The organism is Mesorhizobium koreense (assembly GCF_031656215.1).
Taxonomy (GTDB): domain Bacteria; phylum Pseudomonadota; class Alphaproteobacteria; order Rhizobiales; family Rhizobiaceae; genus Mesorhizobium_L; species Mesorhizobium_L koreense.
Map to the genome: position 1 here is coordinate 4,028,449 of NZ_CP134228.1, position 13,237 is coordinate 4,041,685.

A 13,237-nucleotide genomic window follows, 5' to 3' on the forward strand; every position below is an offset into this window, starting at 1 on the left:
GAATTTCTAAGCGGGTGGTGAATATGCGTTCTGTCCTTCGGAATTACGCGATTTTTGGAGCGACTTTGTTGTTGTTGGCCGCTGGCGCTAGTGGTAATCGCGCCATCGCATCGGTTACTCATCCTGCAGGTCTTGATGCTATTCCGTTGTCTGGTTGGGATTCCTTTACTGTGACTCCCGGTTGGACAGATTTTGTGTTCGCGACTTCCAACGGAGAAGTAAATCCGCAAACTCCGTCGCATATTGAATTGCTGCTGGAATCTTCGGCTTGGTTCAATCAGCCGCTCACTATCTCTGGTAGCGTCGACGGTTGCGCAACAGGGACCGCTGGATGTGATTTAGGTACTGGCGCCAGTAGCGCGACCTCCAATATTCTTGCAAATGTCTTTTACATGCATTTTGGCGGCGGCGCTTTTGCATTTCTTTATCCTACACTGATAAGCAATTTCTCGGTAAGCGGCGCTGGTAGTGGCCTCAGCAATCTTCGGGCATTCAATGGCGCTATATCAGCGGTTCCTTTGCCTGCCGCTCTACCTCTTCTAGGTACAGCCTTTGGGGGCTTGGGTCTTCTGACATGGCTGCGTCGCAGAAAAATTTCAGCCGCTATTTAAGTTGATCACTGAAGACGATCCTAAGGTCTGGTCTTAGAATCGCTTTCGAAACTCATGGCGGAAGTGGCCGGCGCAGAGCGGGATCGAGTCCGGCGCAGAGCGGGATCGAGTTGAGTTTAATCATGGCCTCAAACTTCTTTACGAGGCGCCTTTTTTCGGCCGATCCAGGCGAAGAAGTGGTGATGACTCAGCTGTGGGCCAAGATGGCGAAACCGACTTGATCAGACTGCTTTCTGATGAATGCAGCAATAGCGTTGGTGGCTACCGTCACCCGCTCATGGTTGTGACCGCCATCGGCAATTCCTGACAGCTTGCTCCCTAGACGATAATTTCGAGAGTAATGGAATAGCGTGGTTGCGGCCTGCCTGCTTCATCGACCGCTTTCATCTCGCCCGAGATCACTACAAATATGCCTGTGGCATGCAGCACAGTGGTGGCAGCCACCGAACGGAAGCGTTCCGCTGAAAGCGTCGAAAGTGTCTCCAATTGCAGGCAAGCGCTGCCTTCATTCTCTGGACAAAGCGGAATAGGGTGGAGGAGGATTCATCCTCCAGACTATGCTGGCACCAGAAGGCATTCCCATCGTGCCTGTAGCATTCTTCTAGGACTTCGATCTCTGCGCCACGATCCATCTCCACGGCCACCCATAGGGATCCACCGCATTGTTCCCATCCGGCGGAAGCTAGCCATTCCCCGAAAATATCCAGTGCTGCCCGGGAATATAGGCTCTGGCGATCATCTGGCACCAGAAGCGGCTCGTTGGTGGAAAGTGTAATCGGAATCTGCTCGGGCTTACGTTACGTCCACTGCATTCCAATCTGATTTTCGCTATCATTAAATTATGCGTCGTCTTCTCACTCCCGCCGAAGCGTCAGAGCTTCTTGCAATTAGTCCCAAGCATTTGCGTTGGCTCACCGATGCAGGTCAGCTACGCTGGGTGAATATCGGTCTTGAAGGCAGGCGACCGACCCGTCGCTACAAGGAAGACGACCTTCTCGAATTCGTAGAACGTCGGAGTAAGAACGCATGCCGGTATATCGAAAACACGGCAAATCAGAATATACCTATGACTTCCAGTTTCACGGTCGTCGATTTTCAGGTGCCACGGGAACGAGCAATAAGCGCCAGGCACAACGCATCTTAGACGAGAAGCGACGGGAAGCTCGGGAGCGCTTCAGGCAGGCTGTCGTTTTCACCGCCGAAGGGCCAATGTCCCTTGAGATCGCCGCCTCCCGCTACTGGCACGAGGTCGGTCAGCACCTAGCCAACGCCGACAACTGCTTCCGGTTCATGGGCTGGCTCCTGGAATATTTCGGCAAACATATCATGCTCGACCACATCACGGACTCTATGGTTGCTGCGATGGTATCGACCCGCCGCGGCGACGGCGTCAGCAACGCTACCGTCAATCGTACGACCACTGTCCCGTTGCGTGGGATCATGACGCGCGCAAAGAAAACCTGGAAGGTGCCGGTAGCCGATATCGATTGGAGCCGACATTTGCTCAAGGAACCGAAGGAGCGGGTGCGCGAGGCAAGCATAGACGAGGAGAGACTGCTATTAGCCGCCATGCGCGATGATTACGCTCCGGCCGTTCGCTTTGCGATTTTGACCGGCTGCCGACGGATGGAGATCGTTGATCTGGCCTGGTCGCGAGTGGATTTCTTCGGCAAGACCATCACCGTCGTAGGCAAAGGCGACAAGAGCCGCATTCTGCCGATGACCGATGCTGCCTGCGATCTGCTCCTTCCTCTCAGGGGCCACCACTCAACGGCGGTCTTCACTTATGTAGCGAAGAGGACGAACCGGCGTTTGGCTCTGGTTCGAGGGAAACGCTATCCTATCACGATGGAAGGCTTCAAGACTGCATGGCGCCGCTACCGCGAGAAGTCTGGCGTCGAGAACTTCCGCTTCCACGACACGCGTCATACGGCTGCAACGAGAACCCTCCGGGCTGGCAATCTCAAGGTCGTCCAGCGGATGCTCGGCCACGAGGACATCACGACGACCGCGAAATATGCGCACGCGCTAATCGAAGACATGCGTGTTGCCATGGATGCAGCAAATCACACCGGAAATCACACCAGCGCTTCAGGCGCGGCACCTAACGACCTGAACGGAAAAAAGAAATCAGCTTGAGCAACCTTGACCCCCAGTCAAGTGCGCTACCGGGCTGCGCTACGCTCCGAACCGCGCAAAGCCCTATATTCTCGGCGCTTCCGGCGCAACCTCTTTTCTGCGGATGAAGAATGGAAGCGGCTTAAAGTCGTTCATACTGGCACGAAATCGATAAAAATCGCCTTGGCATGCTTCGTTCCGGCTTGCCGCAGGCAACGAACGCGCTGGTCCGGTTCCAAGCGGGTGAAATCTGGGTTATGGAGCGGCGACACGAATTGGTGCCGCCGTCAGGCGGTCGGCGAGGAGGTTTTCCGGATGGCTGAAGTCGAACGTGAAAGCATGGAATTCGACGTGGTCATCGTCGGCGCGGGGCCGGCGGGGCTCGCCGCCGCGATCCGGCTGAAGCAGGTCAATCCGGAGCTTTCCGTCGTCGTTCTGGAAAAGGGCGCGGAAGTCGGCGCGCATATCCTTTCTGGCGCCGTCGTCGATCCGATCGGTATCGACCGGCTCCTGCCCGGCTGGCGCGAGGAGGAAGGCCATCCCTTCAAGGTGCCGGTCACCGACGACCGCTTCCTTTTCCTCGGCCCCGGCGGATCGCTGCGGTTGCCGAACTTCATGATGCCGCCGCTGATGAACAATCACGGCAACTACATCGTCTCGCTCGGCAATGTCTGCCGCTGGATGGCGGCGCATGCCGAGGCGCTCGGTGTCGAGATCTATCCAGGCTTCGCGGCGGTCGATGTCGTCTATGACGAGAACCAGGCCGTCGCCGGCGTCGTCACAGGCGACATGGGCGTCGAGCGCGATGGTACGCATGGGCCGAACTACGCGCCGGGCATGGCGCTAATGGGGAAGTATGTGATGATCGGCGAAGGCGCGCGCGGCTCGCTCGCCAAGAAGCTGATCGCCCGCTTCGGCCTTGCCGACGGGCATGAGCCCGGCAAATATGGTATCGGGCTGAAGGAACTCTGGCAGGTCAGGCCGGAGAACCACAAGCCGGGTTTGGTCCAACACTCCTTTGGCTGGCCGCTCGACATGAAGACCGGTGGCGGCTCGTTCCTCTACCACCTGGAGGATAATCAGGTGGCAGTCGGCTTCGTCCTCCATCTGAATTACAAGAATCCCTATCTTTCGCCCTTCGAGGAATTCCAGCGCTTCAAGACGCATCCCGCGATCCGAGACACGTTCGAGGGCGCGAAGCGCATTTCCTACGGCGCCCGCGCCATCACGGAGGGCGGCTGGCAGTCCGTGCCGAAGCTTTCCTTTCCAGGCGGTGTGCTGCTCGGCTGCTCGGCTGGGTTCGTCAATGTGCCGCGCATCAAGGGTTCGCATAACGCGATGCTGTCCGGCATGCTGGCGGCCGAACACGCGGCCGAAGCGCTCGCTGCCGGCCGCGCCAATGACGAGCTTACCTCTTACGAGGACGCCTGGCGGAAATCCGATATCGGCCGCGACCTGAAGAAGGTGCGCAATGTGAAGCCTCTCTGGTCGCGCTACGGCACGATCGGCGGCATCGCGCTCGGCGGGCTCGATATGTGGATGAATACGCTCTTCGGATTCTCGCTCTTCGGCACGCTGAAGCACGGCAAGCCGGATTACGCCACGCTGGAGCCGGCGGAGAAACACAGCCCGATTTCCTATCCCAAACCGGACGGGGAATTGACTTTCGACAGGTTGTCTTCCGTCTTCCTATCCAACACCAACCACGAGGAAAACGAGCCGGTACACCTGATCGTCGGCGATGCGGAATTGCAGAAGCGGTCTGAGCACGACGTCTTTGCCGGCCCCTCGACGCGCTACTGCCCTGCCGGCGTCTATGAGTGGGTGGACAAGGACGGCAATGCGGCGACCGATCCTAAGGCTCGGGACGTGCGCTTCGTCATCAACGCGCAGAACTGCGTCCACTGCAAGACTTGCGATATCAAGGACCCGAACCAGAACATCAACTGGGTGCCGCCACAGGGCGGCGAAGGCCCGGTTTATCCGAATATGTAACCGATGGAGACGCTGCGCCGACGCCGGCGTCTCCTCACGGGTGGAGTGCAACGACGATGCAGTTCTACCAGCTATTCATGTTTCTCCACATCGCCTGCGTCATCGTCTGGCTGGGCAGCGGCGTGACGCTCCTGATCCTCGGCAGGGCGGCTGTGGCGCGCAAGGACAAGGCAGCGATCGTCTCCGTCGCCAGCCGGGACGTTGCCACCCTGACGCGGATCTTCGGTCCCGCAGCCCTCGGCGCCCTCCTTTGTGGTCTGGCGATGACATGGATCGCCTGGGACTTCCAAACGCTTTGGATCCTGATCGGGCTCGCCGGGTTCGCCGTCTCGGCCGTCTATGGCGCGGCAGTGATCAGGCAGGCCAGCAATCGGCTTTCTTCCGCAATCCGGAAATACGGGCCGGAAAGCACGCTCGCTTCGGCGGAAGCGCAACGTCTTCTGGTCATAGGCAGGTTCGATACGATCGTGCTCGCTGTGATCGTAGCCGACATGGTCTTCAAGCCGGATCCCGAAAGCGTCCCGACGCTCTTGCTGATGGCTGTAGCTCTCGTTATCGGCGGCTTCATGACATGGCGCGGCGCACAGTCGGTCGCGGCATCCTTGCCGCACCGCTGAGGGACACCTCTTCCCGCCAGAGCCAATCCGCGCGATACTTCGACACCGATCCATGGCAACCGGAACAACGGGTCTCGATAATGGGGCCGGCTTTGGCGGATGCGCGAAGATATGGCGTCCTGTTGCTCGTGCCGCTGATTTGCGGCGCGGGGGCCGCCGATGACGGCCGCTTCTATGCCGGATCCTATTCTTTCTCCGACGAACTCGGCGGCTTTCGCATCACCGGCATCTCGGGCACGGGAAGCACCGCCGACCCGATAATCCTGAAGGAAGAGCTTTCCTCAGCGAGTGCGATAACGCTGGTGATCCGCGCGGCGCGACCGCTGCGTTCCTATGGCGAATCCGGCGACTACGCCAACGGCTTCCTGCACCTGCGCCTTGTCGTGCACAATGGCAGCGGCCTGGGCTGGGTGGAATTCGAGTTCGAACTTCAGGAACAGCTCGGCCAGCCGAGTGATTTCGGCGACGGGCTTTCCTTCAACCAACGCAAGCTCAGCGACGAGGGGCTGCAATCCGACCACTTCACCGATTATCATCGCGACTATGAGCCCTACGACCGGCTGCTCTTCCGCGACGGCCATGTCGACCCGAAAAGCTTCGCAACGTTCGGCTTTTTCATCTCCGACTTCACGCCAGACCCGATTTTCTATCTCCGGCAGGACCCGCGCATTCCTTCTTCGTGATCTCCTGATCCTTGCAAATGGCGGCGTGATCTGCCACGCCAAGCCTATGGTTCCCGATGCCGATACGCCATCCGCTTCATTGCGCGAGCTTTTGCATTTTTACGCGGATGCCGGCGCCGACGAGGTGCTTTCCGAGGGAGCCACGGACTGGTTTGCTCAAGCGGAGACACCGGAAAGCTCTGCCGGCGCAAGCGAAAAAGCGGTTGTAGCGCAGCCGGAACGGGTTGCCGCTCCCTCGTCTCCACAACGAAACGAGCCTTCCCCTGCCCTGCGCAGTATGTCGCCCGCAAGGCGGGAAACGGGCCGGCCTCAACCTGCCAGCATTCCCGACGGGGCGCAGGTAGCTCGAGCGCGCGAGCTTGCCCGTGAGGCGCGGACGCTGGACGAATTGCGGGAACAACTCGCTGCCTTCGACGGCTGCAATTTGAAATTCACGGCCAAGAACCTCGTCTTTGCCGATGGCAATCCTGAGGCCGACCTGATGTTCGTCGGCGAGGCGCCGGGACGGGACGAGGATATCGAGGGCCTGCCTTTCGTCGGTCGCTCCGGTCAGCTTCTGAACCGGATGCTGGCGGCGATCGGGCGCGACCGGCAGTCGGCCTACATCGCCAATGTGATTCCCTGGCGGCCGCCGGGAAACCGCACGCCGACACCTATAGAGACCGAAATCTGCCGGCCTTTCATCGAGCGACAGATCGAACTTGCCGCACCGAAGGTGCTGGTCACGCTCGGCAATCCGTCAACCAAGACGCTCCTGAACACACAGGTCGGCATCATGCGGATGCGCGGCAACTGGCAGGAGCACCGGACGGCGGACGGTATCGTAATCCCAACAATGCCGACGCTGCATCCGGCCTATCTGCTGCGCAACCCGGCTGCCAAAAAGCTGGCTTGGCGGGATTTCCTCGAGATAAAGGCCCGGCTGGCAGACTGATTCACCTGTCGCCGGCAAGCCCTTGTTTCCAGAAACAATTCCACCTGTTCACTGCGGGGGCACCAGCTTGCGCGCCGCGCCGCGCGGCAGGCCGAGATGCTGCTCGCGCCAGATGATGAACAGACCGGCCCCGACGACGATCGCACCACCGACGATCGTATAGGCCGTCGGTATGTCGCCGAAGACGAAATAGCCCGAGATGATCGCCAGGATCATCGAAGTGTATTCGAAAGGCGCAATGACCGACATGCCGGCATGACGGTAACTTTCGGTCAGCAGAATTTGGCCGAGGCCACCACATATGCCGGCGAATACCAGGCAGGCAAGCTGTGCCTGAGTGAGGCTCTGCCAGCCGAGCGGCAGGGTGACAAGCGACATGACGGTCGCGGTCACCGAGAAGTAGAGCACGATCGTGGCCGAAGATTCGGTCTTGACCAGACGACGCACGAGCAGCATCGCGATACCCGAAATCAGCGCCGAGATCAGTAGCGCAACCGCGCCGAGCGCCTGTTTCTGGCCGAAGCCTTCGGGAGAGGAAAAAAGGGTCAGGTTCGGCCAGGAGACGATGACCACGCCGGCGAATCCGACCGCCACCGCGCTCCACCGATAGGCGCGTACGATCTCGCCGAGGAAGATGGCGCTCGCCGCGACCACGATCAGAGGCTGGGCGTAGTTGATCGTGATCGCCTCGGGCAAAGGCAGGCGGGTCAGGCCGTAGAAGCTGAACCACATGCCAACAACGCCGACGACGCCGCGGGCGACGTGGCTAAACGGATGCTTGGTCTGGAAAGATCTGAGCAATTGCCGCCGCCAGGCGAAGACGACGATGATCGGCAGGATGGCAAAGAGCGAGCGGTAGAAGGCAATCTGCCCGGTCGGCAGTTCGCCGGCGGCCTTGATGAGGGTCGACATCGCGACGAAGACCATGACGGACAGGACCTTCAACACAATCGCCGTCATCGGCCGGCCGGTGTCCTCCCCTGAGGCGGCCATATGGCATGGTGCCGCTGCCGCCGTCCCTTCCGGACAATCCGGTTCCGCTCCCCCCGGAAGCAGCCTGCTTCCCCTCACTTCGTCTTCGTCGCCTCCCGGATGGCATTCCACACGCGGCCAGGCGTTGTCGGCATGTCGATATGCCTTATGCCGTATTCCCGGTAGAGCGCGTCGGTCACCGCATTCAGCGCCGCCGGCGTAGCGCCGATCGTGCCCGCTTCGCCCGCGCCCTTGATGCCGAGCGCATTCGTCGTGGACGGCACATTGTGCGTCTCAAAGGAGAAGAACGGGAAATCGTCGGCGCGCGGCATGGTGTAGTCCATGAAGCTCGCGGTCAGAAGTTGGCCATCGTCCGCATAAACCGTGTTCTCCGTCAACGCCTGGGCGATGCCCTGCACGATGCCTCCATGGATCTGCCCGGCAAGCAGGATCGGATTCACGGTGGCGCCGAAATCGTCGACGATCGTGTAGGCGACGACTTTCGTCACGCCGGTTTCGGGATCGATCTCGACCTCACAGATATGGGTGCCGTTCGGGTAGGTGCATTCGTCCTGCTTGAACTCGCCCATGCCCTTCAAATCGTCCGGGTTCTTCGCTGCCTTGGCGATTGCCGCGAAATCGATCACACGGTCGGTGCCGGCGATGCGCGCGGTTCCGTCCGAGAGCTCGATGTCGCCGGCAGAGGCCTCAAGCTCGTCGGCGGCGATCTTCTTGATCTTCTCCGCCAGATCCTCGCCAGCGCGCGCCGCCGAAACGCCGCCGAGCGGTATCGAGCGCGAGCCGCCCGTGCCGCCGCCCGCGCCGAGCTCGTCGGTATCGCCCTGCCGCACGGTGATCTTGTCGATGTCGAGATTGAGCTTCTCGGCGACGAATTGCGCGTAGGCTGTCGCGTGGCCCTGCCCGTTCGACTGGGTGCCGATCTTCAGCGTGACGGTGCCGTCGCCGTTCAACTCGACGAAAGCCGGTTCCGAGCCGGGGAAAGCACAGGCTTCGATATAGGTCGACATGCCGATGCCACGGATCCTGCCGTTCTTCTTCGCCTGCGCCAAGCGCTTGTCGAAGCTTGCCCAGCCGGCGCGCTCCATCGCCTGCGTCATATGGCCGTTCAAGTCGCCGGTGTCGTACATGCGGCCGGTCTGGGTCTTGTAGGGGAACTGCTTGATGAAGTTGCGTCGGCGGATTTCTTCGCGCGGAAGACCGAGATCGCGCGCGCATTCGTCGACCAGCTTCTCCAGCAGGAAGGCAGCCTCAGGGCGCCCTGCCCCGCGATAGGCATCAACCGGCACGGTGTTCGTATAGACGCAGGTCACGTCCACGTCGATCGCCGGGAGGTCATAGACACCGGTCGACATGGTGACGCCGAGATAGGGGATGAACGGGCCGTATTGCGAGGTATAGGCGCCGAGATTGGCGATCAGGTTCACCCGGAGGGCAAGGAAATGGCCATCCTTGTCCATGGCCATCTCGGCGATGACGAAATTGTCGCGCCCCTGTGTGTCGGAAAGGAAATGCTCGCCGCGATCCGCCGTCCACTTGACCGGCGCGCCGAGGCGCTTGGCCGCCTCCAGAACCAGCACATATTCACGGTAGGCGAAAGTCTTGGTGCCGAAGCCGCCGCCGACGTCGGGCGTGACGACGCGCAGCTTCTCCGGCGGTACCTTCAACGCCTCTTTCGCGATGATGTCGCGCACGCCATGCACGCCCTGCGTGCCGGCGGTCAGCACGTAGCGGTCTTCGTCGGCGCGCCATTCGCCGACCGCCGAGCGCACCTCCATGTAGTTGGTGATCAGCCGGTTGTTGACGAACTCGATGCGCGTGACGCTTGCCGCCTTCTTGAAGGCCGCGGCCGTCTTTTCCTTGTCGCCGATATGGTTGAGCACGACTTTGTTCGAGCCAAGCTCGGGCCAGACCAGTGGCGCATCCTTGTCGAGTGCGTGGCGCGTGTCCGCCACCGCGCCCTCGCTGTCGTAGTCGACCTCGACCAGTTCGGCGGCATCCTGCGCCTGGGCCCGGCTTTCCGCCACGATGAAAGCGACGGCGTCGCCGACGTGATGGACCTTGTCACGGCAGAGGATCGGTATGTCGCGATTCGGCGGCAGTGTACCGTCGGGCTGCTTCTGCATGCCGTGCGACTGCAGATCGCCGAGATGGGCGATATCCTTGCCCGTCAGCACCAGCCGGACGCCGGGCGCCTTTTTCGCCTCCCCGGTCGACACCACCTTGAAGCGCGCATTCGCTACCGGCGAGCGCAGCACGTAGCCGTGCAGCATGCCGGGGAGCGTAATGTCATCGGTGTAGCGTCCCTTTCCGGTGATAAACGCGTTGTCCTCCTTGCGAAGGACCGACGCGCCCATGCCGAATTTCGGCGTCATGACGTTCATGGCTTATCCTGCTTGGCGTGGAAATGATCGGCTGAACCGGCGGACAGTTTTGTCGAGCAGTCGTTTCGTGTAAAGAGCAGCGCTTCAATTTTGTTATGCCAGCGTGCCGCTTGCGGGAAGGTCCATGATGCGTTCGGATACAGGCCAGGTCTTCCGCCTGGAGGATTACCGCCCCAGCGACTATCTCATCCCGCTGACGCATCTCGATTTCGACCTGTCGCCAGAAGCGACATTGGTCACCGCGGAACTGACGTTCGAACGCCGCGCCGGCGTTGCCGACACGGCGCCTGTCGTGCTCGACGGCGATGGGCTGGAACTCGTCGGTCTCGCCATCGACGGCAAGCCGGCAAAGCCCGGTGATTTCGAGGCGACGCCCGACCTCCTGACCGTCAAGCCGCCGCGCGCCAAGCGTTTCGTGCTGACGATCGGGACGCGCCTCTCCCCTCAGACCAACACCCAGCTCATGGGGCTTTACCGCTCGAACGGCGTCTATTGCACGCAATGCGAGGCGGAAGGGTTCCGCCGCATCACCTATTTCCTGGACCGCCCGGACATATTGTCGATCTATAGCGTACGCATGGAGGCGCCGAAGAAGGATGCGCCGCTGCTCCTCTCGAACGGCAATCCCGGCGCGCATGGCGACCTCGACGGCGAACGCCATTACGCCGAATGGAACGACCCCTTTCCCAAACCCTCCTATCTTTTCGCGCTTGTTGCCGGCGACCTCGGATCGATAAGGAGCCATTTCGTCACCAAATCGGGCCGCAGGGTCGAACTCGGCATATTTGTCGAGCACGGTAAGGAAGCGCGTGCGGTCTATGCGATGGACGCGCTCAAGCGCTCCATGTGCTGGGACGAAGAGAAATTCGGCCGCGAATACGATCTCGACGTGTTCAACATCGTGGCCGTCTCCGATTTCAACATGGGGGCGATGGAGAACAAAGGGCTGAACGTCTTCAACGATAAATACGTGCTCGCCGACGAGGAAACTGCCACCGACGCCGACTACGCCAATATCGAGGCGGTGATCGCGCACGAATATTTCCACAATTGGACCGGCAACAGAATCACTTGCCGGGATTGGTTCCAGCTCTGCCTGAAGGAGGGGCTGACCGTCTTCCGCGACCATGAATTCTCCGCCGACCAGCGCTCGCGCGCGGTGAAGCGCATCGCCGAGGTCAGGACACTGCGCGCGCACCAGTTTCCCGAGGACCAGGGGCCGCTCGCGCATCCTGTGAGGCCTCGGCGCTATCGCGAGATCAACAATTTCTATACGGCGACCGTCTACGAGAAGGGTTCCGAAGTCGTACGCATGGTCAGTACGATCCTCGGCGAAGACGCGTTCCGGCGCGGCATGGATCTCTATTTCGAGCGGCATGACGGCGAGGCGGCGACCGTCGAGGACTTCCTGAAGGTCTTCGAGGACGTTTCCGGGCAGGATCTGTCGCAATTCTCGCTCTGGTACAATCAGGCGGGAACGCCGAATCTGACGGTGAAGACCTCGCACGACCCGGCGTCCGCCGAACTTATCCTCGATATCGAGCAATCGGTGCCGCCGACGCCGAACGAAAGCCGCAAGCGCCTGATGCACATTCCGCTGGCCTTCGGGCTGGTCGGCAGCAACGGCCACGACGCTGCCTATACTTCGGCCGAAGGCGCAACTGTCGAAAACGGCGTCATCCATATCCGCAAGCGTCGCCACCAAGTCCGCTTCGGCGGATTTCCGCAGCGGCCGGTGGTCTCGCTCAACCGGGGCTTTTCGGCGCCGATCACACTATCGGTGCAGCAGAGGAGCGAGGACAGAATATTCCTCGCCCGCCACGACGACGACCTCTATTCTCGCTGGCAGGCATTGAACACGCTCTTCACCGATGCACTGATCGCCGCTTCCCGTCAGAAACGCGGCGGCAAGACGCCGAAATTCAACGCCGGCACGATAGCGCTTGCGGGTGCCATCGCCGAGGACGAGACGCTGGAACCGGCCTATCGCGCGCTGGCGTTAGCCCTCCCGGGCGAGGCGGACATCGCACGCGAAATCGGCAGTAACATCGACCCCGACGCGATCTTCGAGGCGCGCGAAGCGCTGGTCTCGGCGATCGCCGCCGCCAATGGCGAAACTTTCGCTGAGCTGTACGAGAAGCTTTCGGACAAGGCGCCGTTCAGCCCCGACGCGGCGAACGCCGGCAGGCGCGCCTTGCGCAACGTGCTGCTCGATTATCTTTCGGCCGGAGGCGACCCGACGCGCGCCGCCGATCAATACAGGACCGCCACCAACATGACCGACCGCGCGGGAGCGCTGACGGTGCTAGCGCACCGGCATGGGGGCTCGAAAGTGTCGACCGCGGCACTTACCGCTTTCGAGAAGCACTACGGCCCGGATCCGCTGGTGATGGACAAATGGTTCATGATCCAGGCAACCGTCCCCGGCCCCGAGACCGTCGAGAGCGTGGCAGCGCTGATGGAGCACAAGCGTTTCTCCATCGCCAATCCCAATCGCGTACGGGCTCTGGTCGGCACCTTCGCCATCGCCAACCAGACTGGCTTCAATCGCCGCGACGGCGCCGGCTACCGGCTGTTCGGCGAAACGGTGCTGAAGGTGGAAAAGCGCAACCCGCAGGTAGCGGCAAGGCTTGCCACCGCGCTCAGGTCATGGCGTTCCTTCGAGCCGGAAAGGCAGGAGCAGGCCCGCATCGTGCTGGCAGGCATCGCCTCGACGCCTGGCCTTTCAGCGGATTTGCGCGATATCGTCGAGCGGACGCTGGCGTAAAAAACGCCGCAATCCGAGTCCGGTGAAGAAAAATAATCCGCACTTGACGATCAAAGGGTCTGGACAAGGCGAATCACCTTTGATTCTTTATGGATGATTCGGAAGTGCGGCGTAGCGCGTAATCGTTTTTCAGGCAGT

The 13,237-nt window shown here is 60.9% G+C and carries 10 protein-coding genes; 8 read left to right on the forward strand and 2 right to left on the reverse strand.

Features of this window, described 5'->3' with window-relative positions; genetic code table 11:
* Positions 1 to 23: 23 nt before the first annotated feature.
* The 7 genes from RBH77_RS19230 to RBH77_RS19260 all read left to right on the forward strand — a co-directional run bounded on the left by RBH77_RS19230 (position 24) and on the right by RBH77_RS19260 (position 6,958).
* Positions 24 to 611: a VPLPA-CTERM sorting domain-containing protein gene (locus RBH77_RS19230; protein WP_311029172.1), complete on the forward strand. Its 588-nt coding sequence runs from the start codon at positions 24 to 26 to the stop codon at positions 609 to 611.
* Between the two features lie 841 nt (positions 612 to 1,452).
* Complete coding sequence (locus RBH77_RS19235; RefSeq protein ID WP_311029174.1) at positions 1,453 to 1,755, forward strand: helix-turn-helix domain-containing protein; 303 nt, start codon at positions 1,453 to 1,455, stop codon at positions 1,753 to 1,755.
* Positions 1,638 to 2,750 carry a tyrosine-type recombinase/integrase gene (locus RBH77_RS19240; protein ID WP_311029175.1) on the forward strand — a complete coding sequence of 371 codons (1,113 nt, stop codon included), beginning with the start codon at positions 1,638 to 1,640 and terminating at the stop codon, positions 2,748 to 2,750. The genes RBH77_RS19235 and RBH77_RS19240 overlap by 118 nt, the downstream gene beginning before the upstream one ends.
* 294 nt (positions 2,751 to 3,044) lie before the next feature.
* Complete coding sequence (locus tag RBH77_RS19245) at positions 3,045 to 4,724, forward strand: electron transfer flavoprotein-ubiquinone oxidoreductase (protein WP_311029176.1); 1,680 nt, start codon at positions 3,045 to 3,047, stop codon at positions 4,722 to 4,724.
* Between the two features lie 56 nt (positions 4,725 to 4,780).
* Complete coding sequence (locus RBH77_RS19250; RefSeq protein WP_311029177.1) at positions 4,781 to 5,341, forward strand: DUF2269 family protein; 561 nt, start codon at positions 4,781 to 4,783, stop codon at positions 5,339 to 5,341.
* Positions 5,296 to 6,024, forward strand: a complete 729-nt coding sequence (locus RBH77_RS19255; RefSeq protein ID WP_311029178.1) for a hypothetical protein — start codon at positions 5,296 to 5,298, stop codon at positions 6,022 to 6,024. Before RBH77_RS19250 ends, RBH77_RS19255 begins: the two co-directional genes overlap by 46 nt.
* A gap of 46 nt (positions 6,025 to 6,070) precedes the next feature.
* A complete protein-coding gene (locus RBH77_RS19260; protein WP_311029179.1) occupies positions 6,071 to 6,958 on the forward strand; it encodes a uracil-DNA glycosylase in 888 nt (295 codons plus the stop codon).
* Positions 6,959 to 7,006: 48 nt separating this feature from the next.
* Here the strand turns inward: RBH77_RS19260 and RBH77_RS19265 are convergent, their stop codons facing one another.
* Together RBH77_RS19265 and RBH77_RS19270 are read right to left on the reverse strand one after the other, a co-directional pair.
* Positions 7,007 to 7,918 (reverse strand): DMT family transporter, encoded by a 912-nt coding sequence (locus tag RBH77_RS19265; protein ID WP_311029180.1) that lies wholly within the window; start codon positions 7,916 to 7,918, stop codon positions 7,007 to 7,009.
* Between the two features lie 107 nt (positions 7,919 to 8,025).
* Positions 8,026 to 10,332, reverse strand: a complete 2,307-nt coding sequence (locus RBH77_RS19270) for a xanthine dehydrogenase family protein molybdopterin-binding subunit (RefSeq protein WP_311029181.1) — start codon at positions 10,330 to 10,332, stop codon at positions 8,026 to 8,028.
* Between the two features lie 127 nt (positions 10,333 to 10,459).
* Here RBH77_RS19270 and pepN point away from each other — a divergent pair, with 127 nt between their 5' ends.
* Positions 10,460 to 13,099: an aminopeptidase N gene (gene pepN / locus RBH77_RS19275; protein ID WP_311029182.1), complete on the forward strand. Its 2,640-nt coding sequence runs from the start codon at positions 10,460 to 10,462 to the stop codon at positions 13,097 to 13,099.
* The last annotated feature ends 138 nt before the right edge of the window (positions 13,100 to 13,237 follow it).

Excerpts from the sequence above, each read along its gene's own strand:
- RBH77_RS19250 (WP_311029177.1), top strand. The coding sequence starts at position 4,781 with ATGCAGTTCTACCAGCTATTCATGTTTCTCCACATCGCCTGCGTCATC.
- RBH77_RS19235 (WP_311029174.1), top strand. The coding sequence starts at position 1,453 with ATGCGTCGTCTTCTCACTCCCGCCGAAGCGTCAGAGCTTCTTGCAATT.
- RBH77_RS19245 (WP_311029176.1), top strand. The coding sequence starts at position 3,045 with ATGGCTGAAGTCGAACGTGAAAGCATGGAATTCGACGTGGTCATCGTC.
- RBH77_RS19265 (WP_311029180.1), bottom strand. The coding sequence starts at position 7,918 with ATGACGGCGATTGTGTTGAAGGTCCTGTCCGTCATGGTCTTCGTCGCG.
- RBH77_RS19270 (WP_311029181.1), bottom strand. The coding sequence starts at position 10,332 with ATGAACGTCATGACGCCGAAATTCGGCATGGGCGCGTCGGTCCTTCGC.
- RBH77_RS19255 (WP_311029178.1), top strand. The coding sequence starts at position 5,296 with ATGGCGCGGCGCACAGTCGGTCGCGGCATCCTTGCCGCACCGCTGAGG.
- RBH77_RS19230 (WP_311029172.1), top strand. The coding sequence starts at position 24 with ATGCGTTCTGTCCTTCGGAATTACGCGATTTTTGGAGCGACTTTGTTG.
- RBH77_RS19260 (WP_311029179.1), top strand. The coding sequence starts at position 6,071 with ATGGTTCCCGATGCCGATACGCCATCCGCTTCATTGCGCGAGCTTTTG.
- pepN (WP_311029182.1), top strand. The coding sequence starts at position 10,460 with ATGCGTTCGGATACAGGCCAGGTCTTCCGCCTGGAGGATTACCGCCCC.
- RBH77_RS19240 (WP_311029175.1), top strand. The coding sequence starts at position 1,638 with ATGCCGGTATATCGAAAACACGGCAAATCAGAATATACCTATGACTTC.